Origin of the sequence: Halopseudomonas sabulinigri, assembly GCF_900105255.1 — a bacterium.
GTDB lineage: Bacteria > Pseudomonadota > Gammaproteobacteria > Pseudomonadales > Pseudomonadaceae > Halopseudomonas > Halopseudomonas sabulinigri.
In genome coordinates this window covers 3,162,380-3,189,259 of sequence record NZ_LT629763.1, presented here as the reverse complement: position 1 = coordinate 3,189,259, position 26,880 = coordinate 3,162,380, and the positions used below count along the sequence as shown (strand labels likewise).

Genomic DNA, 26,880 nt, shown 5'->3' with positions numbered 1-26,880 from the left:
ATCGGCAGCCGCAGTACGCCGCTGCCGATGGTCAACACCCCGCATTTAACTGCGCCACCAGCGCAGGCAGTACTTCAGCAGCCGTGCCCGCCAATGCCCATTCACGCCCACCACCGAGCAGTTGTGGCTGCGGGTTGATATGCAGCACCGCGGCGCCCGCGCGCAGGGCGATTTCCGGCACCTGCGCGGCAGGGTATACCACCCCCGAAGTACCCACCGACAACAGTAAATCGCAGTCTGCGGCCGCCGCAAACGCCGTCTCCAGCGCAGCGCTCGGCAATGCCTCGCCGAACCACACCACCCCCGGCCTGACCTTACCGCCACAGTATTCACAGCAGGGTGGCGCCAGTCGGCGCCCGCCGTCCGGCTCGCGAGGCGCCTGCTCCGGTAGCTGATGACCGGCGCCGCAGGCGTGGCACCGCGGCTGTTGCAAACTGCCGTGCAAATGCACTACGCCGATGCTGCCCGCACGCTCGTGCAAGTCATCCACGTTCTGAGTCACCAGCGTGACCTCGCGGACGCTGGCGGCCAGATCGGCAATCGCCCGGTGTGCGGCATTGGGCTGCGCTGCCAGCACCTGCATGCGGCGCCACTCGTACCACCCCCAGACCAGCGCTGGGTCGTGCTCGAAGGCCTCGACGGTGGCCAATCGCGCGGGATCAAAGTTGGCCCACAGGCCGGTCAGTGCATCTCGAAAGGTGGCGATACCGCTCTCTGCAGATACCCCGGCACCAGTGAAAACCAGCACGCGCTGCGAAGCCCTCAGTGTAGTGGCCAACAGGTGGTCACTTTGCCATCCGGGCGGCCCGGTGATCGTCATAAAAATGCCATCCTCGTGCGGTCGTCAGGAACCGCGTCACCTTTTTGCAAAACGGCTCTAAAACAAGGCCTGCTGCCTTTACGCCCGGCCAACCCTTGACTATACAAATACCTTAGCGTGGTCATTGCGTGCCCGGTTCCAGGAGCTGATTGGCACGCAACAGCAGTAACCAGCCCGGCGCTCCGCATACCGGGACCAGACTATCAAAGGATTTGGGTCGATGCAGAAGCCGCCGTCAAGCAACGCGTTCAAACCGCTCAAGCCCCAAAGCCAGGCCATGGCTCTGGAACAGCGAATTCTGTTTGACGGTGCTGCAGTGACCGCCGCGGCAGATCAGATTGACGACAGCGCTACCCACCACGCCGCCGCCAATACCACCGACGACCATGCCCCGCTGCAACCCGAGGCCATGGCCAACCCCGCTGTTGCGGCCGCACCGCGCCACCTGGTGGTCATCGACAGTCGGGTGGAGAACCACGAGCAACTGGCCGCTCAGCTACCGGATGACGTACAGGCACTGATCATCAACGGCGACCAAGACGGTATCGCTGCCATTACCGCCGCGCTGCAACAGATGCAGGATGTCGACTCCATTCAGATTCTGTCACACGGCAGCGCCGGGCAGTTCAATCTCGGCAGCAGTAACATCACCAGCAGCAACCTGGCGGGCATCTCCGATAGCCTGGAGAGCTGGAAGAGCCAACTCAGCGAGACCGCCGACATTCAGCTTTACGGCTGCCGCATTGGCGCTGGCGAGGCGGGGCAGACCCTGGTGGCTGAACTGGCGCGCTGGACCGGGGCCGATGTCGCTGCCTCGGCTGACGATACCGGCAGTATCGCCGCCGGTGGCGACTGGGAACTGGAAACCCGCGTAGGCGATATCGACAAAACCCTGGCGCTCGATGCCGCCGCCGTGGCGGCCTTTGATGGCCTGCTGGCCGACGCCGAACCCACCACCACCCTCAGCAGCGGTGGTAGTAGCGTGCTGCTGGGTGATCAGTTCAATTTCACGGTCAACCTCAGCAACCCCGCCAGCCAAGAGGGCTATGCACCCTTTGTCGACCTGTTCATACCGGCTACCGGGAGAGACGGCGACGATGGCGTCGAGTTTATTTCGGCCAGCTACCTGGGTCAGAGCCTCACCAGCCGTACCGTAACCTTTGACGAAAACGGGCTGGCCACTCACCCCCTGGCTGTTGACGCCAACGGTGAAGCGCTGATTATCAATGCGGCCGACTTCGGCATGCAGGCCGGCGACAAGCTGGTGGTGCTGGCAGTGCCCTTTGCCAGTGTGACCAGCGGGCAACCGATCATTCCAATCGAGGTAACTGCCAGCCTCAGCAACCTGGCCGACACCAGCTTCTCCAACGGTTCGCCAGAGCTGACCATTCAGGCCCGCGCCGGCTTCCAGTACGGCAACGACTCGCTGAACAACCCAACCCAGGACCCGACGCTGATCGAGGCTGACACCCAGTCCTTCGTCATCCTGCCAACCGTGATCACCTTCGATCAGACCATCAGCACGCCCGAGGGTGAAACCGCCAGCGGCCCCAACTTTGGTCGCGATTTAACCATTACCACCACGCCTGCACCGGGCCAGACGCTGACCAACGTCACCATTACCCAGCCACTGCCAGACAACATTCAGGTCACCGCCATCACCCCCGGTAACGGTGGCTCGCTGGATTCCATCACCCTGACAGACGGCAGCGTGATTACCGACCCGGCAGCGATCGCCGATGCCATCGCCAGCGATACGGTTTTCATCAGTGAGTTTACGGTTACCTATGCCGCCATGTCCGCCTCCACCGACACCGTGGTGGCATTTTATGTGCCAGAGACCGATGCCAGCGGCCAGCCGATCATCAACGCGCAGACCGGTGACGACGTTACCATTACCATAGGCGCACCCAGCGGCAGCGGCGAGTGGATCCCGGTTGACCCACGCGATGTCACCGAGCCCGACACCAGCATCGATTTCAGCGGCAACGGCTTCGAGACCAGCTTCGTGGCCAAGTCGATTACCCTCGACAAGAACGTCAGCCTGCAGACCGATATTGGCTCCAGCGGCCTGACCCCCGGCGACACCCTGAATTACACGCTGAATCTGGCGATTTCAGATTACTTCGCGTTCGGCCGCACCACCTTTGAAGCCGGCGAATTTACCGTTGCCGACCAAATGAGCGACGGCCAGACGCTAACCGGCACACCCACGCTAAGCTTCAGCCGCAATGGCGTGAGTGAAACCATCGAGCTGGTATACAGCAGTCAGGTAAATCCGGACGGCACCACCAGCATGGTGTTCGATATTGGCCAATCGCTGTCCAACGCCTTCCCCATCGTCAGTTGGCTGAACGGTGACCTGGCGTTCGACGATGAACAACAAGGCGCCACCACCGCGGTGATCAGCTATCTGGCGGTCATTGGCCAAAGTTACACCCCGCCAGCGGGCGCGCCACACAGTGAGATAAACGAAGGCGACGGCTTTGGCAACAGCGCCACCGTCACCGCCACCCTGCTGCAGGACCGCTTCAACCTGACCGGGTACGATGAGGCCGATGGCTCCAGTACCAGCAGCAGCATACCTACCAGCACGGTCGGTATTGATCTGGTGGACATTAACGGCAGCACACCGCCGCCCAACGCTGAACTGCGCCCTGGCGATGAGGTTACTTTCCGACTGAGTTACGACCTGCTCACCGGCGATTACGAGAACTTTGATCTGACCGCCTACCTGCCGCTGCCGCTGTTCAATATTTCCGGCGTCAGCTGGAGCGAGGGCGATGGCAACAACCAGTGGAGCCTCGGCGACGGCAACACCAATCCCGGCCAGATTGTTTCGGTCACCACCGGCGCCGGCAACTCGATCGTGTTCGACTTTGGCGATTACGTTAACAGCGGCGTCGACGGCAGCCGTATCGAGGTCGAATTCACCATCACCGTCGGCGACCAGCCGTTTGCCGATAACCGCTCCTTCAACGTCTTGGCGCAGTCGAGCCAGGTCACTACGCTGGATGGCAAAGCGCTGGTTTCCTCCGCCGATACTGCGATCATTTCGTCGATTGCCGAACCACTATTGGCAATGAGTCACGGCGTGGTATCCGCCAGCAATGGCACCGTTAGCGGTACCAGTGGCAACTGGAACGCACCCGGCAGCGGTGGCGCGCCCTTCTCCGGCAATATTACCGACCTGAGCGCGATTGATGGCGACGTCACTGATGTCGACGCCGGCGACCTGCTGCGCCTGGCGACGGCCATCGAGAATACCGGTGGCGGCGGCGCTTACGATGTCACCACCAGCGTGACCCTGCCCAACGGCTTGAGCTTCGTCGGCGGCAACCTGGATGCAGCCAACCTGCAAGTCACCCGCGGCGACGGCACCAGCCTGACCGAGGGCGTGGATTACAGCGTCAGCGGCAACCAGATCACCTTCCTGGATGCCAATTTCGCCGCCTCGCTGCAGGCCGGGCGTGACGGCACCGAAGCGGACAACAACGGCAGCAATATTGTCATCATCACCTACGATGTGGTGGTAGCAGACGGTATCGACGCCAGCCGCACACTGCAATCGAGCGCCGATCTGAGCAACTACGCCAGCGTCGACGGTGGCAGCGACTTCACCGGCGTCGACCTGAGCGACGAGGCCAACCAACAGGTTGCCGCACCTGAGATCAGCAAGAACTTCGCCGACGGCAGCCTCGACGACAGCGACTCCAGTGCCAGCCACACCACGGGCAGCAATCTGGTAATCGGCGAGAGCATGCTCTATGACATCGTCGTCACCCTGCCCGAAGGCAACACGCAAGGTTTGGTAATAGAAGACTTGATCCCGGCCGGCATGCGCCTGGATACCGACTACAACGGCGGCCAGGGCTATCAGCTGATTACCAGCAGCGCCGGCAGTGGATCGCTGGGCGCCGACTTTGGCGGCATTATCACGGTCAGCAGCTTTGCCGGCAGCGGCGGCAACCTGGGTGATGACGGCGCAGACGCGCAGTTCACCTTCAGCGCCGCCAACGTGAATAACGACAATGACACCGGCAACAACAGCTTCGTCATCCGCCTGCAGTTGATTGCCAGCAACGTAATTGCCAACCAGGCCAACCAGTCACTGCAGAACAATGCACAGCTGCGCTATCAGGACAGCGATGGCGATACGCCCAATGGCAGCGACAACATTGAACGCAGCCTTGGCCTCACCGGCGGCCAACCCACTATCACCTTGCGTGAGCCGACGCTAACCGTTGAGCAGCAAACCCAGTTCAGCAACAGCCGCGGCGTGGATCAGGGCGACAGCGTCGAATACATCATTACCCTGCGCAACAGCAATGCCGACAGCGACTTCGACGCCTTCGACCTCAGCTTCCTCGACGACCTGCCCAGCGAGCTGAGCGGCCTGAGAATCGATGGCATCACCTACAGCAACGCCACCAACAACGGCGGCGCCGACTTTGAACTGATCGGCAACCAGCTGCGCAGCGTTGATGGCGCGAATATTGATATCAGCAAGGGCGGCAGCATCGAGATTCGCATCTCCGGCACGGTCAACGACAGCGCCGCCAGCCAGGCCAGTTTCGACAATATCGCCAGCGTGCAGTGGAGCAGTTTGAATGACGCCGGTGGCAACCAAAGCGCCGTGGGCGAACGCACTGGTGTGGACGGCCCGCTAAACAGCGGCGTGCTCAACGACTACCGCAGCAGTTCGACCATTTCGGTGCCGGTACTGCAGGCGGTGGTGATCTCCCGCGTGGGTGGGCTGGACGACACCGCTGCGCCCAACCCGACCAACAGCGACAATGAAAATGTGGCGATCGGCGAAATCATTCGCTACCGCGTTTCCGGCCTGCTGGCAGAGGGCAGCACCAGCGACTACAACCTGCAGATCACCCTGGATGAGGGGCTGGGCTTTCTCAACGATGGCACCGCCCGGGTGGTATTTATCTCCGATAACGGCATCAGCACCGATGTCACCGATCTGATTACCGCTGGCGTGCTCAACATTACCGGCAACGAAGGCAGCGACGAAGCTCAGCCGATCCAGCCGGATCTATCCGGCAACTCACCCGGCGGCGTGCTCAACGGCGCGCAGATCAGCGTCAGCACCGATGGTAGCGGCCGCACCGTGCTCAACTTCAACCTGGGCTCACTGGTCAACAATGACAGCGATGACGACTTTGAGGGCGTCAGCATTGAGTTCAACGTGCAGGTGGAAAACAGCGCTGCCAATATTGCCGGCACCAGCCTGACCGCCACGGCGGTTGATCGGTCGGGCAGCAACAACCTGTCCGCCGAGAAGAGTCTGCGCGAGACCATAGTCGAACCCTCATTCAACGGCCTGAACAAGCAGATCATCGACTTTGATGCCAATCCCGCTGGCAACAGCGGCAGCGCCACCGTCTCGGTCAGCTTCACCCAGAACGGCGGCTCGCCGGCCTTTGATGTCAACCTCAGCGACAGCCTGCCCACCGCCAGCAACTACCAGTTGCTCAGCATTGAGATAGACGGCATAAGCTACAGCGCAGACGGCTTGCCGGCCGGCGTGACTGCCGCTACCAACGGCGCGCTCAGCGTCGACTTCGAGCAGCTCGACAGCGGCAGCACTGTCACCCTGATTTATCAGGTAGACCTGCCCAATCAGGACGCCATCGCCAGTACCGACGCCACCCTGACCTGGAGCAGCCTGCCGGAAGACTTTACCGACTGGGGCGGTTCCAACGTCGGCACCGACTGCGATAGCAACGGCGAGCGAACCGGCAGCGAAGTCGGCCCCAACAACTACATACTGCGCGAAGGCGCCGGCCTGGGCATTATTCGCGGCACCCTCTGGGACGACAGCTTCTCCGCCGACGGCAGCACCACACCGGACGGCCCCGGCCTGGCCGGCCAAACCGTTAACCTGACCTGGGCGGGCCTCGACGGTAACCTGGACACCACCGACGACAACCTGACTTTCAGCACCACCACCGACGCCAACGGCCAGTACCAATTCGGCATTCTGCCCGCCGGCATTTATCGCCTGGATACCCCTACCGATACCATCAGCTACCCGCAGCCGCTGGGCGATCTGCGCGTGCGCATTGACACCGACGGCGGCACGCTCGGGCAAATTCAGGTCACCTTGGGCGAAGGCAGCACAAGCAATGCCGATGCCGGTTACGTGCAGCAGAACGACGCGCCGGTAAACAGCCTGCCCGGCACCCAGAACGGCCTGGAGGACGTGCCCTTCACCCTCGATCCACTGTCGATCAGTGACGTCGACGCCGGCACTGGAAGCCTGCAAATCACCCTCAGTGTGCTGCATGGCACCCTCACCCTGGCCCCCGGCGCAAGCCTGCCGGGCAATCTGCAAATCGCCGGCAACGGCAGCGCCACACTCACCCTCGGCGGCACCGTCGACGACCTCAACGCCGCACTCGCGGCGCTGATTTATCAGGGCAATCTGAACTACAACGGTGAAGACACCCTGACCATGGTTACCAGCGACCTGGGCAACTTTGGCGACGCCAATGGCAACGGCATTCCTGGCGAAAGCGGCGACGCGCTGATCGACCAGGACAACCTGCTGATTCAGCTTGAAGCGGTGAACGACGATCCTATCGCCAATAACGATGCCGCCGAAGCGGTCGAAGCCGGCGGCACCGACAACGACGTGACCGGGGTCAACCCGCGCGGCAACCTGCTGAGCAACGATACCGACGTCGATATCGCCACCAATGACGATGTGCTGCGCCTGATTTCAGTAAGCTCGGGCAGTAGCAGCGTAACAGTGCCCGCGACTGGCAGTATTACCCTGACCGGCCAATATGGCGATCTGGTGGTCGAGGCCAATGGCAGCTACCAGTACCTGGTGCGCAACGATGACCCCGAGGTGCAGGCGCTGCTTGCCGCGCAGTCATTGAGTGAGCAGTTCAGCTATCAGATATCCGACATAGAAGGCGCCACCGCCAGTGCTGTGCTCAACATTACCCTGCGCGGCGCCAACGATACGCCGGTCGGCGTTGACGATCAGGGCACCGCTTCCGAAGCGGGCGGTGTGGCCAACGGCAGCGGCGGCAGTGACGCCAGTGGCAATGTGCTGAACAACGACACCGATGTCGATAGCACTGCGAACGGGGAGAGCAAATCGGTCACCGGCGTTCGCACCCAGACCGAACTCACCCCCGGCCCGCCCAGCGCCGTCAATGCCGGCACCACCAGCGACAATGGCACCGTCATTCAGGGCAGCTACGGCACACTCACCATCGGTGCCGACGGCAGCTACCGTTATGTGGTGGACAACAGCAACCCAACGGTCGAACGCATGGTGACCGGTGACCAATTGACCGACACCTTCAACTACCAGGTCACCGATGCCGGCGGCCTGAATGACCTGGCCACCCTGCGCATCGTGATCGACGGCGCCAACGACAACCCGGTCGCCAGTGACGACGTTGCCAGTGCGCAGGCTGCCAGCAGCAACGGCGCAGGCGAAGAAAGCAACCCCAGTGGCAACGTGATTACTCTACCCAGCCGGCCCGGAAACATCACCGACCCGGGTGGCAACGGCGTTGATCAGGACGTGGACCGCGTAGATCAGCCCAATACCCAGCTCACACTCACCGGCATCGTCAACGCCAGCGAAGCGGATGTCAGCCTCGACCTTGGCCTGCTCAACGCGGTGACCGCCGGCACCGACTCCGCCACCGGCACACTGATAACCGGCCAATACGGCAGCCTGCGTATCGGCGCAGACGGCTCCTACTATTACGACGTAGACAGCGAGAACCCCGACGTCATCGCCTTGGCTGTCGGTGCGTCCCTTAACGATACCTTCACCTACCAGATTACCGACAGCGCCGGCCTCACCGATCTGGCCCAACTGGTGGTGACCGTACGCGGCGCCAACGATATACCCGACGCCGGGCCAACCGCCGTGCTGGCGACTGAAGCCGGTGGCGTCAACAACACTACGCCGGGAGACAACCCCAGCGGCACCGTACTGACCCGCTCAACCGACCCCGACGGCGACCCGCTCAGTGTCGTTACCGTCACCAACAGCCAGGGTCAAAATGGCGCCGTCGGCGCGGCGTTTGCCGGCCTGTATGGCAGCATCACCCTCAATGCCGACGGCACCTTTACGTATGAACTGGACAACGACAATCCTGAAGTAGAAGCCTTGCGCCGACTTCCCGACCACCTGGAGGAACGCTTCAGTTACCAGATCAGTGACGGCCAGGGCGGCACCGCTGCCGGTGAACTGATCATTCTGGTGCGCGGCCAGAACGACGCACCGGTCGCCGCCGACGACAGCGCCACCGCAGTCGAAGCCGGTGGCAACAACAACCAGCCGGGCGCCAACCCGGTGGGTAACGTCTTGAGTAACGATACCGATGCCGACGGCGGCGAGGTCGCCAGCGACCCAATTGATTATGGCGAGACCCAAACCGTGTCTTCGGTGCGTACCGGCAGTGAGTCGGCCAGTGGTACCGAGGGCGCGCTCGGCAGTGAACTGCGCGGCGACTACGGCTGGTTGACGCTGAATGCCGATGGCAGCTACAGCTACCGGCTGGACAACAGCATGGCCGAGGTGCAGGCGTTGCGCGGTGCTGGTGACACCCTGACCGACAGCTTCAGCTATACGGTGGCCGATACCGACGGCGCTGAAGATCGCGCCAGCCTCAACATCACCATACAGGGCGCCAACGATACCCCCGTGGCCAACAACGACAGCGCCACTGCCGTCGAGGCCGGCGGCGTCAACAATGGCACAGCAGGCGTCAACCCCACCGGCAACCTGCTCGACAACGACACCGACGTGGATGGTTATGGCGAAAGCCTCAGCGTCACCCGCGTCAATCAAGGGCAGCAAAGCGCCAATGCCGGTACGCCGCTGGTGGCTCGCTATGGCACCCTGACAGTCAACGCTGATGGCAGCTACAGCTATGTTGTCGACAACAGCAATGCTGCTGTGCAAGCGCTGCGAACCAGCAACGACAGACTTACTGAAACCTTCACCTACATCATTCGTGACCTGGCCGGCGCCACCAGCTCGGCGCAACTGACCATCACCATCGTGGGCGCTAACGACGCCCCGGTCGCCGTCAACGATACCGCCACTGCCGTGGAAGCCGGCGGCACCGCCAACGCCACGCCCGGCAGCAACCCTAGCGGTAACCTGCTGACCAACGATCGCGACGTGGACGCCAGCGACAGCAAGACACTGAATGGCTTGCGCAGTGGTGCAGAAACCGCCGCCGGCAGCTTCACCGAGGTCAACGGCAGTATCACCCTTGATGGCCTCTACGGCAGCATCACCGTGGGCGCCGATGGCAGCTACAACTACCAGCTGAACAATGACAGCGCGGCGGTTCAAGCGCTGAAACCCGGCGATGTACTGCAGGAAGTGTTCACCTACCGCCTGCGTGACACCGCCGGCGCTACCGACAACGCTCAACTGACGATCAATATCAACGGCGCTTGGGATACCCCCGTCGCCAACGACAATGTGGCCTTTGCCGCAGCCGATAATGGCAGCAACAATGGCCTCAACCCCACCGGCAATGTGTTGACCAACGACCGTGACGTGGATGCTGGCGACCAGCTCAGTGTCACTGGCGCTCGCGCCGGTGGCGAAGCCGCAGGGGGTGCACTGCAGAGGGTCAATCCAGGAACCAACGGCAGCAACGGCACCCTGCTCAGCGGTCAATACGGCCAACTGATCATCGGCTCGGACGGTACCTACGAATACATCCTCGATAGCAGCAACCCCGATGTACTGGCGCTGACGCCCCTGCAGACCTTGCAGGAGCAGTTCACCTACGCCGCTACCGACCAGGGCCAACTCAGCGACGAAGCCCAACTGACCATCATCATCCGTGGCCGCAACGACGCACCCATTGCCGTCGACAACAGCGCTACCGCCGTCGAGGCTGGTGGCGTGGCCAATACCGACAGCGGGCTGAACCCCAGCGGTAACGTACTGACCAACGACCGCGACCCCGATGGCGACGAGCTGCGGGTTGCCGGCATCCGCAACGCAGGCGGCACCAGTGGCATGGTTGGCACTGCGTTGCAGGGCCTGTACGGCCAGCTCACGCTGCAAGCCGATGGTACCTGGCGCTATCTGGTCGATAACAGCAATCCCGAGGTTGAAGCGCTGCGCCTCAATGGGCAGGCCCTGACCGACGATTTCACCTACACCCTGGCCGACATCTGGGGCGCCACCGACACCGCGCAGCTGAGCATCACCATCGAGGGCCGTAACGATGCGCCGGTCGCAGTGGACGACACCGGCACCGCCGTGGAAGCTGGCGGCACCAGCAACGGCAGCGTTGGCTCCAACGCTACCGGCAATGTGCTGGACACCGATAACGACGTCGACGGCGGCGAGAGCCCCTCGGACCCTATCGATTACGGCGAGACCAAATCAGCCACCTCGGTACGCACCGGCACCGAGGCCGGCAGCGGCACGGCCGGCACCCTCGGCAGCGCACTGGTCGGCCAATACGGCAGCCTGACCCTGAACGCCGATGGCAGCTACACCTATGTGGTGGATGAAAACAACGCCGCCGTGCAGGCCCTGCGCCAGAGTGGCGACACCCTGAGCGAGTCGTTCAGCTATGAGTTGACCGATGCCGCCGGCCTGAGCGACCGCGCCACCCTCACCATCACGATCGAGGGCGCCAACGACGCCCCCGTCGCTGCCGAAGATGTTGGTACCGCCGTCGAGGCCGGCGGCACCGCCAATGGCAAGCCTGGCAGCAACGCCACGGGCAATGTGCTCGACAACGACACCGATGTCGACGCCAACGGCGAGACCAAAAATGTCTCTGCCCTGCGCACCGGCAATGAGGCCGGCACAGGCACCGCCGGTACGGTCGGCAGCGCCCTGGTCGGTGAGTACGGCAGCCTGACGCCGAACGCCGACGGTTCCTACACCTACGTCATCGACAACGACAACCCCGACGTACAGGCCCTGCGCCAGAGCGGCGACACCTTGACCGACAGCTTTACCTACACCGTACGTGATGCCCTGGGCGCCACCGACCTGGCCACCCTGACCATCACCGTCACCGGCGCCAATGACGCTCCGGTCGCCGTGGACGATACCGGTACCGCCGTCGAAGCGGGCGGCACCGCCAATGGCACTGCCGGTTCAGACGCTACCGGCAACGTGCTCGACAACGACACCGACGTGGATGCCTATGGCGAGACCAAGGCCGTCGCCTCGGTGCGCACCGGCAGTGAAGCCGAGACTGGCACCGCCGGCACCCTCGGTAGCGCCCTGACCGGAACCTACGGCAGCCTGACCCTGAACACCGATGGCTCCTACAGCTATGTGATCGACAACGAAAACGCTGCCGTGCAGGCCCTGCGCCTGAGCAGCGACACACTCACTGAATCGTTCAGCTATGAGGTGATCGACGCCAACGGCCTGACCGACCGCGCCACCCTGACCATTACCCTCACCGGCGCCAATGATGCACCCGTGGCCAACAACAACTTCGGCTATGCCGCCGCCGACGATGGCAGTGGCAACGCCGTCAATCCGACCGGCAATCTGCTGACCAACGACAGCGACGTGGATGCCGGTGACAGCCTCAGCGTGACCGCTGCCCGCCCCGGTGCCGAAGCCGCTGGCGGCGCACTGACCGACCTAACCGGTAGCATCACCCTGACCGGCGAGCATGGCGAACTCATCATCAATGCCGATGGCAGCTACAGCTACACCCTGGACACCAGCGATGCCGCCGTGATAGCCCTCAGACCCGGCCAGTTGCTGCAAGACCAATTTACTTATGCAGCCACTGATCTGGGCGGCCTCAGCGATGAAGCCCAGCTGACCATCGTCATTCGCGGCCGCAACGATACACCGCAGGCCACCGACGACAACGCCATCGCGGTTGAAGCCGGCGGCGTGGACAACTCCACCGCCGGGGTCGACCCCAGCGGAAACGTGTTGCTTAACGACAGCGATCTGGATGGCGACGCGCTTTCTGTGAGCGCCATTCGCAGCGGCACTGAAGCCGGCAGCGGCACCGACGGCACGCTTGGCGCTGAGCTGCGCGGCCAGTATGGCTGGTTGACCATCAACGCCGATGGCAGCGCCAGTTACCGGGTCGACAACGGTATGACTGAGGTGCAAGCGCTGCGCATCGCCGGTCAGACACTGGTCGACAGCTTCACCTACACCCTGTCCGATGTTTGGGGCGCGACCGATCAGGCGCAGATCAATGTCACCATCCAGGGCCGCAACGACGCCCCGCTGGCTGTTGATGATAGCGGCACGGCAGTCGAGGCTGGTGGTACCGGCAACACCACACCCGGCTCGAACGCCACTGGCAACGTATTGGGCAATGACACCGATGTCGACAGCACGGCCAACGGTGAAACCCAAACCGTTTCCTCGGTGCGCACCGGCGCAGAAACAGAAACCGGCAGCAGCGGCACCATTGGCAGTGCCCTGCTCGGCCAGTACGGCAGCCTGACCCTGAACGCCGATGGCTCCTACACCTACGTCATCGACAACGACAACCCCGAGGTGCAGGCCCTGCGCACCCGCGGCGAGTCACTGAGCGAGTCATTCAGCTACGAGGTGATCGACGCTAACGGCCTGACCGACCGCGCTACCCTGACCATCACCATCGAGGGCGCCAACGATGTGCCAGAGGCCGCCAACAACCTGGCCTACGCTGCCGCCGACAACGGCGCCGGCAACAGCGTCAACCCGACCGGTAACCTGCTGACCAACGACAGCGATATCGATGCCAGCGATGTGCTCGCAGTCAGCGGCGCACGTACCGGCGCCGAGGCCGCAGGCGGCGCGCTCAGCCCACTGATCGCCGGTAGCCTCAGCCTGACCGGGCAATACGGCCAACTGGTGATCAACGCCGACGGCTCCTACACCTACACCCTCGATACCAGCAACCCGGACGTCATCGCCTTGGGCGCGACCGCCATTCTTCGCGACCAGTTCACCTACGCCGCCACTGATCTGGGCGGCCTCAGCGATCAAGCTCAACTGACCGTCATCATTCGTGGCCGCAACGATGCGCCAGTGGGCGTGGACGACACCGCCGCCGCGGTAGAGGCCGGCGGCACCGGCAACGCCGAGGCAGGCGTCGACCCCAGCGGCAACGTATTGGGCAACGACACCGACCTGGACAACAATCCGCTGCATGTCACCGCCATACGCACCGGCGATGAAGCCACCAGCGGCACCGATGGTGCGCTCGGCGATGAGCTGCGCGGCCAGTACGGCTGGCTGACCATCAACGCCGACGGCAGCTACAGCTACCGCGTTGATAACGACATGCCTGAGGTGCAGGCGCTGCGCATTAGCGGCCAAACCCTGACTGACGACTTCACCTACACGCTGGCTGACATCTGGGGCGCCAACGATACCGCCACCCTGAGCGTCACCATCGAAGGCGCCAACGATGCACCGGTCGCCGTGGACGACACCGGCACAGCAGTTGAAGCCGGCGGCACTGGCAACGCCACGGCAGGCACAGATGCCACCGGCAACGTGCTGAGTAACGACACTGACGTGGACAGTGCCGCCAACGGCGAAACCAAAACCGTTGCCAGCGTGCGCACCGGGGCCGAGGGCGAGACCGGCACTGCCGGCAGCCTCGGCAGCGCGCTGACCGGCACCTATGGCAGCTTGACCCTCAATGCCGACGGCAGTTACACCTACGTCATCGACAACAGCGACCCCGAGGTGCAGGCACTGCGCCTAGCCAGCGACACCCTGACCGAGACCTTCACCTACAGCGTGACGGATGCCGCGGGCCTGAGCGACAGCGCGACGCTGACCATCACCCTGCGCGGCGCCAACGACGTACCGGTTGCAGCCGACAACTTTGGCTACGCCACCGCCGACAATGGCGCCGGCAACGCGGTCAACCCGGCGGGCAACCTGCTGACCAACGACAGCGATATTGATAACGGCGACGCCCTGAGCGTCAGTGCCGGCCGCACCGGCAGCGAAGCCGCTGGCGGCGACCTGACTGATCTTGCCGGCGGCAGCCTGACCCTCACTGGTCAGTACGGCAGTCTGGTGATCAACGCCGACGGCAGCTACCGCTACACCCTGGATACCAGCAACCCGGACGTCATCGCCCTGGGCGCCCTGGATACCCTGCAGGATCAGTTCACCTACGCCGCCACTGACCTCGGTGGCCTTAGCGATGAGGCCCAGCTGACCATCATCATCCGTGGCCGCAACGATGCGCCGGTCGGCGTGGACGACAGCGCCACAGCAGTCGAAGCCGGCGGTATCGCCAACGCCGACAGCGGCAGCAATGCCAGCGGCAACGTGCTGGATAACGACACCGACGAAGACAGCAACCCGCTGAACGTTACCGGCGTACGCACCGGCTCAGAGGCTGCAACCGGCACCGACGGCGCCCTCGGCAGCGAGCTGCGCGGCCAGTATGGCTGGCTGACCCTCAATGCCGACGGCACCTACGATTACCGTATCGACAACACCCTGGCCGAAGTGCAGGCCCTGCGTGTAACCGGTCAGACCCTGACCGACAGCTTTACCTACACCCTGGCTGACATCTGGGGCGCGACCGATACCGCGCAGCTCGACATCACGCTGGATGGCCGCAACGATGCACCAGTCGCGCAAGACGATGCCGGCACCGCAGTCGAAGCCGGCGGCACCGCCAACGCCACAGCGGGCTCCAATGCCACCGGCAACGTGCTGGATAACGATACCGACGTGGACAGCACCGCCAACGGCGAAACCAAAGCAGTTTCCAGCGTACGCACCGGCAGTGAGGGCGAGTCCGGCACCAGCGGTATCGTCGGCAGCGCCCTAACCGGCATCTACGGCAGCCTGACCCTGAACGCTGATGGCTCCTACACCTACGTCATCGACAACGACAATGCAGCAGTACAGGCGCTGCGCCTCGCTACCGACACCCTGAGCGAGACCTTCACCTACAGCGTGAGAGACGCTGAAGGGCTGGAAGACATCGCCACCCTGACCATCACCGTGCGCGGCGCCAACGATGCACCCGAGGCAACCAACAACTTCAATTACGCCACCGCCGACAACGGCAGCGGCAATGCCGTCAACCCGCGTGGCAACGTGCTGGGCAACGACAGCGACATCGACAATGGCGACGCCCTCAACGTAAGCGGCGCACGCACCGGTGCGCTAGCCGATGGCGGCAGCCTGGACAGCGTCAGCGCCGGCACCAATGGCAGCAACGGCACCCTTCTGACCGGCCAGTACGGTCAGTTGGTGATCGGCGCCGATGGCAGCTATCAGTACATTGTTGATGTCACCAATCCTGACGTCATCGCCCTGGGCGCCCTGGATACCCTGCAGGACCAGTTCACCTACGCCGCCACCGACCTCGGCGGTCTCAGCGACGAGGCGCAACTGACCATCATCATCCGTGGCCGCAACGATGCGCCGGTCGGCAATGACGACAGCACCATCGCCGTCGAAGCCGGTGGCGTCGCCAATGGCAACACCGGGACCGACCCCAGCGGCAATGTTCTGGATAACGACACCGATGAGGACAGCAACCCGCTTGAGGTCACCGGGGTCATTAACGGCACTGATGTCGCCACCGGCGTAGAAGGCATTCTGGGCAGTGAACTGCGCGGCCAATATGGCTGGCTGACACTGAATGCCGATGGCACCTACGACTACCGTGTCGACAACGACATGGCTGAGGTTCAAGCGCTACGCCTGTCGGGCCAGACCCTGACCGACGACTTTACCTACCGCCTGGCCGACATCTGGGGCGCAGAGGACAGCGCGGTGCTGAGCATCACCATCGAAGGCGCCAACGACGCCCCGGTCGCCATCGACGACAGCGGCACCGCCGTTGAAGCCGGCGGCATCGCCAACGGCAGCGCTGGCAGCAACGCCACCGGCAATGTGCTCAGCAACGATACCGACGTAGATAGCACCGCCAATGGCGAAAGCAAAACCGTCACCGCCATCCGCACCGGCGCAGAAAGTGAAACAGGCGCCGCCGGCAGCATAGGCGTAGCGCTGACCGGCACCTACGGCAGCCTGACGCTGAACGCCGACGGTTCCTATACCTACGTAGTCGATGAAACCAACCTCGCCGTGCAGGCGCTGCGCACCAGCGGCCAGACCCTCAGCGAGTCGTTCAGCTACGTAGTGACCGACGAGGCCGGCCTCTCAGACCGCGCCACCCTGACCATCATCGTACGTGGCGCCAACGACGCACCGGTCGCAGTCGACGACAGCGGCACCGCCGTCGAAGCGGGCGGTACCGCCAATGGCACCGCCGGCAGCAATGCCAACGGCAATGTGCTGAGCAACGACACCGACGTGGACAGCGTCGCCAATGGCGAGACCAAGAACGTCTCCGCTATTCGTACCGGCGCTGAGGCTGGCAGGGGCGCCGCCGGCACTCTGGGCACTGCCCTGGACGGCCAGTACGGCAGCTTGACGCTGAACGCCGATGGCTCCTATACCTACGTCATCGACAACAGCAATCCTGCCGTGCAGGCATTGCGCCAGAGTGGCGACACCCTCACCGACAGCTTTACCTACACCGTACGCGATGCCCTGGGCGCCACCGATCAGGCCACCCTGACCATCACTGTTCGCGGTGCCAACGACGCGCCGATCGCCAATGACGACACGGCCATCGCCGTCGAAACCGGCGGCACAGACAACGGCACCGCCGGCAGCGATGCCACCGGCAACGTGCTGGATAACGACACCGATATAGACGGCTATGGTGAAACCGCCAATGTCAGCTCAGTGCGCACGGGCTCGGAACTGGAAAACGGCACTATTGGCAGCTTGGGCGCAGCTCTTGCGGGCACCTACGGCAGCCTGACGCTGAACGCCGATGGCAGCTACAGCTACGTCATAGACAACGACAACGCCGCCGTGCAGGCCCTGCGCCTGAGCAGCGACACACTCACTGAATCGTTCAGCTATGAGGTGATCGACGCCAACGGCCTGACCGACCGCGCCACCCTGACCATTACCCTCACCGGCGCCAGCGATGCGCCGATCGCCAACGATGACAACGCCATCGCCGTGGAAGCCGGTGGCGTCAACAACGGTACACCCGGCACTGCCCCTCAGGGCAACGCGCTGGATAACGACACCGACATCGACAGCAATGACCAACTCTCTGTGGTCGGCATCCGCACCGGTAGCGAGTCCGGTAGCGGCACCGCCGGGACCCTAGGCACTGAGCTGCGCGGCCTGTATGGCTGGCTGACCATCCGCGCTGACGGCACTACCAACTACCGCCTCGACAACGACATGGCCGAGGTCCAAGCCCTGCGTACCGCCGGCGAGACCCTGAGCGAAAGCTTTACCTATACCATCAGCGATCTGGCCGGCCTGCAGGACAGCGCCACTCTCAAGATCACCATCCGCGGTGCCAACGACACCCCGACGGCGCAGAACAACTTTGCCTATTCCACGCCGGACAACGGCAACGGCAACGGCATCAACCCCACCGGCAACGTGCTGACCAACGACAGTGACGTGGATGCCGGCGACAGCCTCGTTGTTGGCGGGGCGCGGACCGGCACTGAAGCCACAGGCGGCAGCCTCGACGCGCTCACGGGCGGCAGCATAAGCCTGGTTGGCCAATACGGCACACTGGTGCTCAGCGCCGATGGCACTTATAGCTACACCCTGGATCCCGGCAATACCGAGATCCAGAACCTTCGCCCTGACGAAGCGCGGTTGGAGCAGTTCACCTATGCTGCCACAGACCTCGCCGGACTCAGCGACGAAGCCCAGCTGACCATCGTGATCCGCGGCCGCAACGACGCGCCATCCGGCCAGACCGATGCTGCCACTGCCGTCGAAAGCGGCGGCGTCAACAACGCGCAAGCCGGCGTGAACCCGTTCGGCAACGTACTCGCCAACGATACCGATCTGGAAGGCGACACCCTGGAAGTCACTGCCATTCGCACCGGAACAGAAGCCGACAGCGGCACCGACGGCAGCCTTGGCAGCGAACTGCGTGGCCAATACGGCTGGCTAACGATCAACGCCGACGGCAGCGCCAGCTACCGAGTAGACAACAGCATGGCCGAAGTGGAAGCCCTGCGCGTTACCGGGCAAGTGTTGGTCGACAGCTTTACCTACACTCTGGCCGATATCTGGGGCGCCACAGATCAGGCGCAGATCAACATCACCATTGATGGACGCAACGATGCGCCAGTCGCCGTTGATGACAGCGCAACCGCTGTCGAGGCTGGCGGCACCGCCAATGGCACCGCCGGCAGCGACGCCACTGGCAACGTGCTGAGCAACGATACCGATGTCGACAGCGCTGATAACGGCGAGACCAAAGAGGTCAGCGCGGTGCGTACCGGCAGTGGCGTTGCCGGCACGGTAGGCAGCTCGCTGACTGGCACCTACGGCAGCCTGACACTAAACGCCGACGGCTCCTACAGCTACGTAATCGATAACGACAATACGCAAGTACAGGCGCTGCGCCTGGCGGGCCAAACGCTCAGCGAGAGCTTCACCTACAGCGTGACCGACGCGGCAGGTCTCAGCGACACTGCGACCCTGACCATCACCATTGAAGGCGCCAACGACGCCCCGGTCGCCGTCAACGATATTGGCTCCGCAGACGAAGCTGGCGGCAACAGCAACGGTACCGCTGGCAGCAACGCCAGCGGCAATGTGCTGAGCAACGATACCGACGTCGACAGAGCCGCCAACGGCGAAACCGCCAGCGTCACTGCCGTGCGTAGCGGTGATGAGACTGGCAGCGGCAGCGCTGGTACCCTTGGTAGCGCGCTGGCTGGTCAGTACGGCAGCCTGACGCTCAACGCCGATGGTTCCTACACCTACGTTATAGATAATGAAAACCCAGAGGTGCAGGCGTTGCGCAGCAGCGCCGACACCTTGACGGAAACTTTCACTTACGAGGTGACCGATGCAGCGGGGCTCAGCGACAGCGCCACCCTCACCCTGACGCTCACCGGCGCCAACGATGCGCCCATTGCCGTGGATGATGACGCCATTGCCGTGGAAGCCGGCGGCAGCAATAACAGCAGCGACGGTATCGACCCCACCGGCAACGTGCTGGACAACGACCAGGACGTCGACAGCGCCGCCAACGGCGAAGTGCTCAGCGTCACCGGGTTCTCCAACGCCGAAGGCCAGAGCGCCGGGGTTGGCGAGGTACTGCAGGGCCGCTATGGCCAACTGACGCTGCAGGCTGACGGCAGCTACGAATACGTACTGAATAACGACGATCCCGTGGTCAACGCCATGCGCACCGCTGGCGAGACCCTGCGCGACACCTTCAGTTACGAGATGCGCGACGCGGCAGGCCTGACCTCCAGCGCCAACCTGAACATTCTGATTCAGGGCAACAACGACAACCCGGTCGCCGAGAACGACAGCAACAGCGCCAGCGATCAGGACGCCACACCGCAATCCAGCGGCAACGTACTGCCCAACGACAGCGATGTCGACAACGGCGACAACTTGCAGGTGGTCGGCATCAACGCCGGCGCCGAGGGCAGCGGTGGTGCCGCCGGCACTGTTGGCCAGCCGATCTATGGCCAGTACGGCACCCTGGTGATCAACGCCGATGGTAGCTACACCTACAGCATCGACATGACCAACCCCGAGGTGCTGCGCGCGGCCGGCCTGGGCCAGGTGCTCAACGATATCTTCACCTACACCGTCGGGGATCTGGCTGGCGGCACCGATCAGGCCGAGTTGGTCATCGCGCTGGACATCACCGCGCCTTACATCGATCCCCCGATCGGCCCTCATCAGGACGATGCCGGTGCTGGTGGCTCCGGGGCTAACCCGCTGCCCAGCGTTGAACCGGCCGTGTTCATTGGTCCCGTGTTGGAGCGCAACAATCTGCTGCAGCAATACAGCTTCGGCCGAATCGGCGGCGGCGATCTGCGTCAGGGCCTGCAGAACTTCAACCAGAGTGAGTCGATTGGCGAAGGCCTGGGCAATGTGCAGGGACAGTTCGTGCACAGCGTGGTGCGCAACAGCCAGTTCGACCGGGAGCTCGACATCGCCTGGCTACTGGGTCGCCAGGGCCGCATCAGCTTGAGTGCCGACGGCCTGCTCGACGATCCGGGGCTGTTCAGCGGTAACCGCGAGCCGCTGGCCGACAACAACGTTGATAACAATTCCGAGATTCGCACGGCCAGCAGCTTTAGGGCACAGATGCTGGCCGCCGCGCAGCGTTTACATTCCTCCTCGCCTTCGTCACAGTCAGGCAGCTGAGGAGTGAGCTAATTTCATGCACAAGGACAGACCATGCCAGCAAACCAGCTAAAGACTCTCAGCCTCGCGGTGACGTCGGCGATTCTGCTCAGCGCCTGCAGCAACCTGGAGCCAAAGCCCTACAGCGAGCAAGAGGCGCGTGAGCGCATCGTTGCGGATCAGCTCACCATGTACGCCGAACAGGAGCCGGTCACCGCGCCGATCTCTTTCTACGAAGCCGCCGCGCGGGCGCTGAAATACAACCTCGACTACCGCCTCAAGCTGATGGAAAGCGCGCTGGCGTCTGACCTGCACGACGTATCCAGTCATGAGATGTTGCCGCGGGTGGTTGCCTCAGCCGGTTATGCTGGGCGCAACAACGACTCCGGCGGCACCTCTATCGGCATTGAGGACCGTCAGCAGAGTTTGCGCCCTTCCACCTCACAGGAGCGCTACCGCGACATCGCCGGGCTGAACATGAGCTGGAGCGTGCTGGACTTTGGCGTGGCCTACTACCGCAGCCAACAGAAAGCCGATCAGATTCTGATGGCCGAAGAACGTCGCCGCCGCGTCGCGCAGAACGTGCTGCAGGATGTGCGCAATGCTTACTGGCGCGCACTCGGCGCGCAGCGACTGCTACCCCAGGTAGACCGTTTGCTGCAGCGCACCGAGCAGGCCCTCAGCTCCGCCCGTGAAGCAGAAACCCAAGGGCTGCTGCCACGCCAGGAGATTCTGGCCTATCAACGCTCACTGCTTGATTCGGTATCGCTGCTGACCGCTCGCCGGCAGGATCTGGAGTTTGCCCAGGCCGAGCTCAAGGCACTGATGTCGTTACCGCCGCGTTCCAAGCTGATTCTGGTCGGTGACGGCAGCGAGCCCGAGTTGCCCAGCCTGGCCGCCGACATCACCCGACTGGAAAACCTGGCACTGGAAAACCGTCCTGAAATCATGGAGGAGTGGTATCGCAAGCGCGTCAATATCACCGACCTGGAGATTGCCAAGGCGCAGCTGTGGCCAAACGTCAGCCTGGAGTTGGGCTACAACTACGACTCCAACAAGTACCTGTACAACAACGACTGGTCCGATACCGGTATCAACGTATCGATGAACCTGATGCGACTGTTCCAGCTGCCGTCGCTGGATAACGCCTCCGAGTCGCAAGCCGCCACCGATGACCTGCGCCGGGTGGCGCTGTCGATGGCTATTCTCACCCAGGTGCGCGTTAGCACGCTGCGCTATCAGTTGGCCCAACAGGACATGGGCTATGCCGACGAAAGCCTGCGCGTCGACCAGCAGTTGCTCGACTACGCCAAGGCCGCCAGCAGCACTTCGATCGGCTCGGAACTGGAGGTCATCCGCGCCGAAGGCCGCTATCTGCTGTCGCAATACCAGCGCGAGGCGGCTTACTCACGGGCCCAGGCCGCCTGGGGGCGGCTGTACAATTCGATCGGCCTGGACGTACTGCCGGAAGAGATCGCGCAACATGATATAAAGACTCTGGCACATGAAATAGAGCGCACGCTTAATGCCCAGCAAGGCCAGGGAATGCTGGTCTCACGTGTACCATTGCAAGGAGTGGTGAATGCGCCTGCTGCACCCTAAGCGTATTTTTTCCGGACCCGGTTTGCTGATGTGCCTGCTCGCGACGAGCCTCCCCTTGCAGGCGCAACAATCCGATGAAAACCTGTTATTGAATGACCCTGGCGCCATCCGCGTACTCTTGAGCGCCAAGCTGGAAACCACCCTTTCCAGCCAGATGAACGGCACCCTCGGTGAGCTCAATGCCGCCCTGGGCCAAAGCGTGGCAGATGATGCCACCCTGGTGAAGCTCAACTGCACCGAAGCGGACGCCCGCGCCAAGGTCGCCAACGCCGAGCTGGCGATGACCCGCCAGAGCCTGGAGGCCAAACGCAACCTGCGCAAGCTGGATGCCGTTGGCGATCTGGAGGTCGCCATTGCCCAGACCGAGGTACACAAAGCGGAGGCATCACGCTCGCTGGCCACGGCGCAAAGCAGTTACTGCACAGTGAAGGCGCCATTCTCGGGCCGCGTCGCCAAGGTCTACGTCAAACCCTATCAAACCGTCAGTGCCGGCACCCCGCTGTTCGACCTGGTCAGCGATGGCCCGCTCAAGGTTCGCCTCAATGTGCCCTCGCGGCTGTTTGCCCAGCTCAAGCCGGATATGCCGCTGGAAGTGCGCATACTGGAAACCGGCAATACCTATGCAGCGCATATCAGCGCGATCAACTCGCGGGTGGATGCGGTAGCCCAAACGGTCGAGCTGGAAGCTCAGCTCGACGCCGAACACCCAGAGCTGATTGCCGGCATGAGCGGTATCGCCACCTTCCCGCAAATCCATGACTGAGCGCCTGCCAAGCCCGCAACTGCTGCTGCGCATCAACACCCTGCGTGACCGCGCGCTAGCCGCAGACAGCCTCAATGCACTGGCCTTCAGCATGGCCAACGATGCCTATTCACTGCTGCAATACCATCAGGCGCTGGTGCTTGCCGTAACGGGTGAACAGGTTGAACTGCTGTGCGTTTCCGGGCTGGCCAAGCCAGCCGAAGACTCGCCCTACCTGGTTTGGCTGAAGCGCGCCGGCCGCTGGCTGAATCAGCAATTGGACGGCAATCAGCCCGCCTGGCTCGCCCGCGCCGAACTCGAGCCACCGGCCGACATCAGCGATGGCTGGGCCGAGTGGTGGCCCGCCGGCCTGTGGTGTGTGCCACTGCACAATCGCGACGGCCAGCGCCTGGGTCTGGTGCTGTTTCTGCTCGACGCCCCGCCTCCGGCACCGCTGCCCGAGCTGCTGAGCAGCCTGTGGCAGACCTGGATTTACTGCTGGCAGGCGCTCGACAGCAAACGCCGTCTGCCACGCTGGAACGCCAGCCGCAGCAAGTTAGTGATCGGTCTCGGCGTGTTGCTTCTGCTATTGCTGATTCCAGTGCGGCAGACCGTACTGGCGCCGGCGGAGATCGTCTCGCGTGAAGCGCAGATCATCAGCTCACCGGTTGACGGCGTAATCAAACAGATGCACGTACGGCCGAACCAGCAGGTAGAGACCGGCAGTCTGCTATTCACCCTGGACGAGACCACCCTGCGCAACCGCGCCGAGGTGCTTAGCAAGGGCGTAGCCGTCGCCGATGCAGAGCTGCTAGCCGCCAGCCAGCGCGCCTTTGACAACCCGCAGAGCAAGAGCGAGCTGACCCTGCTTAGTGGTCGCGCGCAACAAAGCCGCGCCGAGCTCGCGGCCGTCAAGGCACAGCTGGCGCGCACCCAGGTGCACGCGCCTAAAGCCGGTATCGCGGTCTACAGCGACCCCAACGACTGGCTGGGCAAACCGGTCTCCACCGGCGAGCGCATCCTGCAGGTGGCTGACCCGGCACAACCCGCCATGCGCATACAACTGGCAGTAGCAGACGCCATCGCGCTGGAGCCAGGCGCCAAAGTGACCCTGTTTCTCACCGCCTATCCGCTTAGCCCGCTGCACGGGGAAGTGCTGGAAACCAGCTATCAGGCGCACCCCAGCGATGAAGGCGTCTCGTCCTATCGGTTGCTGGCGAGCATTGAGGGCGAGCCCGACAACGCCCGCCTCGGCTTGCACGGCACCGCCAAGCTGTACGGCGAGCGCGTGCTACTCGGATATTATCTACTGCGCCGGCCGCTGGCCGCCGTGCGTGCCTGGACCGGCTGGTGATTGATCCAGCCGACCTGCCAACGCCGCCGCTGCGCAACGATCTGCGCCTGAGCGAAGCGGCGCCCGGCAGCAGTGGCGAACCCACCTGGGTAATTCAGGACACAGTGATCAATCGCTTCTACCGTATCGGCTGGCTGGAGTTCGAGTGCCTGCTACGCTGGGAACAGACACCGCGGCAGATCTGTCAGCAGGTCAGCGAGCAGACCAGCCTGCGACCGGAGCCCGCGCAAATTCTGGGCCTGCGCCAGTTCCTCGAGCAACATCAACTGGTGCGCCCCGACAGCGCCGCCGTCAGTCGCCTGCAAGGCAAGAGCGAAGGCAACCAGTGGCTGACCTGGCGTTGGTGGCTGCACCACTACCTGTTCTTCCGGGTGCCGCTGGTACGCCCGGAAAAAACACTGCAACGCCTGGCCGCCAGCCTCGACTGGCTGTTCCAGCCCCTGACCGGTTGGTTGCTGGTGGCGCTCAGCCTGCTCGGTATTCTGCTGGTGCTGCACCAGTGGGATACCTTCACCAGCGCGGTAGTAGATTCCTTCAGCGCCGCCGGGCTGGTCAGTTTTGCTCTGGCGTTGATTGTCGCCAAAACGCTGCACGAGATGGGTCACGCCCTGGTCGCCACGCGGCTCGGGCTGCGGGTCGCGCACATGGGCATCGCCTTTGTGGTGCTCTGGCCCATGCTCTATACCGACACCGGCGAAAGCTGGAAGCTGCGCAGCGCACGGCAGCGCCTGGCCATTGCCGCCGCCGGCATCACCACCGAACTGGCGCTGGCGGGCCTGGCCACCCTGGGTTGGGCGCTGTGTGAGCCCGGCACCCTGCGCAATGCCCTGCTGTACCTGGCCACCACCAGCTGGATACTCTCGTTGGCGTTGAACGCCAGTCCTTTCATGCGCTTTGACGGTTACTTCATCCTCTCGGATCTGCTCGACTTTCCCAACCTGCATGAACGCTCCTCGGCGCAGGCGCGCACCTTCTTGCGCCGCCGCCTGTTGGGCCTGCAGGAGGATTGGCCGGAAACCTTTCCCCTGCGCCAACGCCGGCTGCTGATCATGTTTGCGTTCATGACCTGGCTGTACCGCCTGCTGCTGTTTCTCGGTATTGCGATTGCGGTGTACCTGTTGTTCTTCAAGGCGCTGGGGATATTTCTGTTTATCGTGGAAATCGCCTGGTTCGTGGTGATGCCGGTTTGGCGAGAACTCAAATACTGGTGGGGAGCGCGCAATCAAGTGCCAGCCAAACACAAACTCATGTTCTGGGGCGCGCTGCTCGGCGTGCTGCTGTTACTCGCCCTGCCGTGGCACACACAGGTACATGGCGATGGTGTGGCCCGCGCCGAACGCCAGCTGCGGGTGTTCAGCCCCTATCCGGCGGTCCTGCGCGACATTCACCCGCGGGGTTCAGTCGCGGAAGGTGATGCCCTGGTGACGCTGGATGAGCCCGACATCATCGCCCGGATGCGCAGCAACGAGGCCAGCATTCGCAGCTATCAGGCGAGGCTCACCGGGCTGATGGCCGACCCCAGCGGCCTGGCGCTGCAGTCCGCTACCCAGCAGCGCCTGCAGGTACAGCAGGAGGAGATCATCGCCGCTCGCTCGGAAGTAGCACGTCTCACCCTCAAGGCGCCCTTTTCCGGCCAGTGGCAAGACGTCAATCCGGAGTGGCAAGAGGGGCAGTGGATCGGCAGCCGCGAGCCGCTGGGCATACTGATCGACCCGAGTAGCTGGCAGGTCGATGCCTATGTCGCGCAGGATGAAGCACACCGACTGCGCAGGGGCGCCGAAGTGCGCTTCTACAGCCGTGGCCAGCCCCGTCCGCTGCACGGCAAGGTCATCGCTGTTGCCAGCGCCCGCGCCAGCCAGTTGGCCCACCCCATGTTGGCCAGCCGTTTCGGTGGCCCGCTGAGCACCACCGACGGTAGCCGCGAGCTGGCGCCGAGCAGCTCGTTGTTTCACGTACTGATTCAGTTGGAGCAGGCCCCACCCTCCGCGCAGGAAAGCCTGGGTGACGTGCAGATTGAGGGCACCCGCCGCAGCCTGCTGGCCGAAGGGCTGACCTACATGGCGGCGGTGTTCCTGCGCGAAAGTGGTTTTTAGCGTTGGCGAAACTGCCGCACGCATCTCATTTCACCTACAGATGCAAGTCAGCTCTGAGCGATT

At 63.3% G+C, this 26,880-nt stretch carries 6 protein-coding genes; 5 read left to right on the top strand and 1 reads right to left on the bottom strand.

From position 1 onward, the window contains the following. Positions 1-31: 31 nt before the first annotated feature. Complete coding sequence (locus BLU26_RS14435) at positions 32-820, bottom strand: SIR2 family NAD-dependent protein deacylase (protein WP_092287576.1); 789 nt, start codon at positions 818-820, stop codon at positions 32-34. A gap of 220 nt (positions 821-1,040) precedes the next feature. On the opposite strand from BLU26_RS14435, the gene BLU26_RS14430 reads away from it, so the two are divergent. The 5 genes from BLU26_RS14430 to BLU26_RS14410 are packed head-to-tail and all read left to right on the top strand — an operon-like array spanning position 1,041 to position 26,817. Further along, a complete protein-coding gene (locus tag BLU26_RS14430) occupies positions 1,041-21,047 on the top strand; it encodes a VCBS domain-containing protein (RefSeq protein WP_092287575.1) in 20,007 nt (6,668 codons plus the stop codon). 33 nt (positions 21,048-21,080) lie between these two features. Further along, positions 21,081-22,628: a TolC family protein gene (locus tag BLU26_RS14425; protein ID WP_092287574.1), complete on the top strand. Its 1,548-nt coding sequence runs from the start codon at positions 21,081-21,083 to the stop codon at positions 22,626-22,628. Further along, the gene (locus tag BLU26_RS14420) at positions 22,609-23,391 is read left to right on the top strand and encodes an efflux RND transporter periplasmic adaptor subunit (RefSeq protein WP_231701955.1); all 783 of its coding nucleotides are present in this window, start codon (positions 22,609-22,611) and stop codon (positions 23,389-23,391) included. The genes BLU26_RS14425 and BLU26_RS14420 overlap by 20 nt, the downstream gene beginning before the upstream one ends. After that, positions 23,384-24,724 (top strand): efflux RND transporter periplasmic adaptor subunit, encoded by a 1,341-nt coding sequence (locus BLU26_RS14415; RefSeq protein WP_092287573.1) that lies wholly within the window; start codon positions 23,384-23,386, stop codon positions 24,722-24,724. Before BLU26_RS14420 ends, BLU26_RS14415 begins: the two co-directional genes overlap by 8 nt. Then, positions 24,721-26,817, top strand: coding sequence for an HlyD family efflux transporter periplasmic adaptor subunit (locus tag BLU26_RS14410; protein WP_092287572.1), 2,097 nt, complete (start codon positions 24,721-24,723; stop codon positions 26,815-26,817). The genes BLU26_RS14415 and BLU26_RS14410 overlap by 4 nt, the downstream gene beginning before the upstream one ends. Positions 26,818-26,880 lie beyond the last annotated feature (63 nt).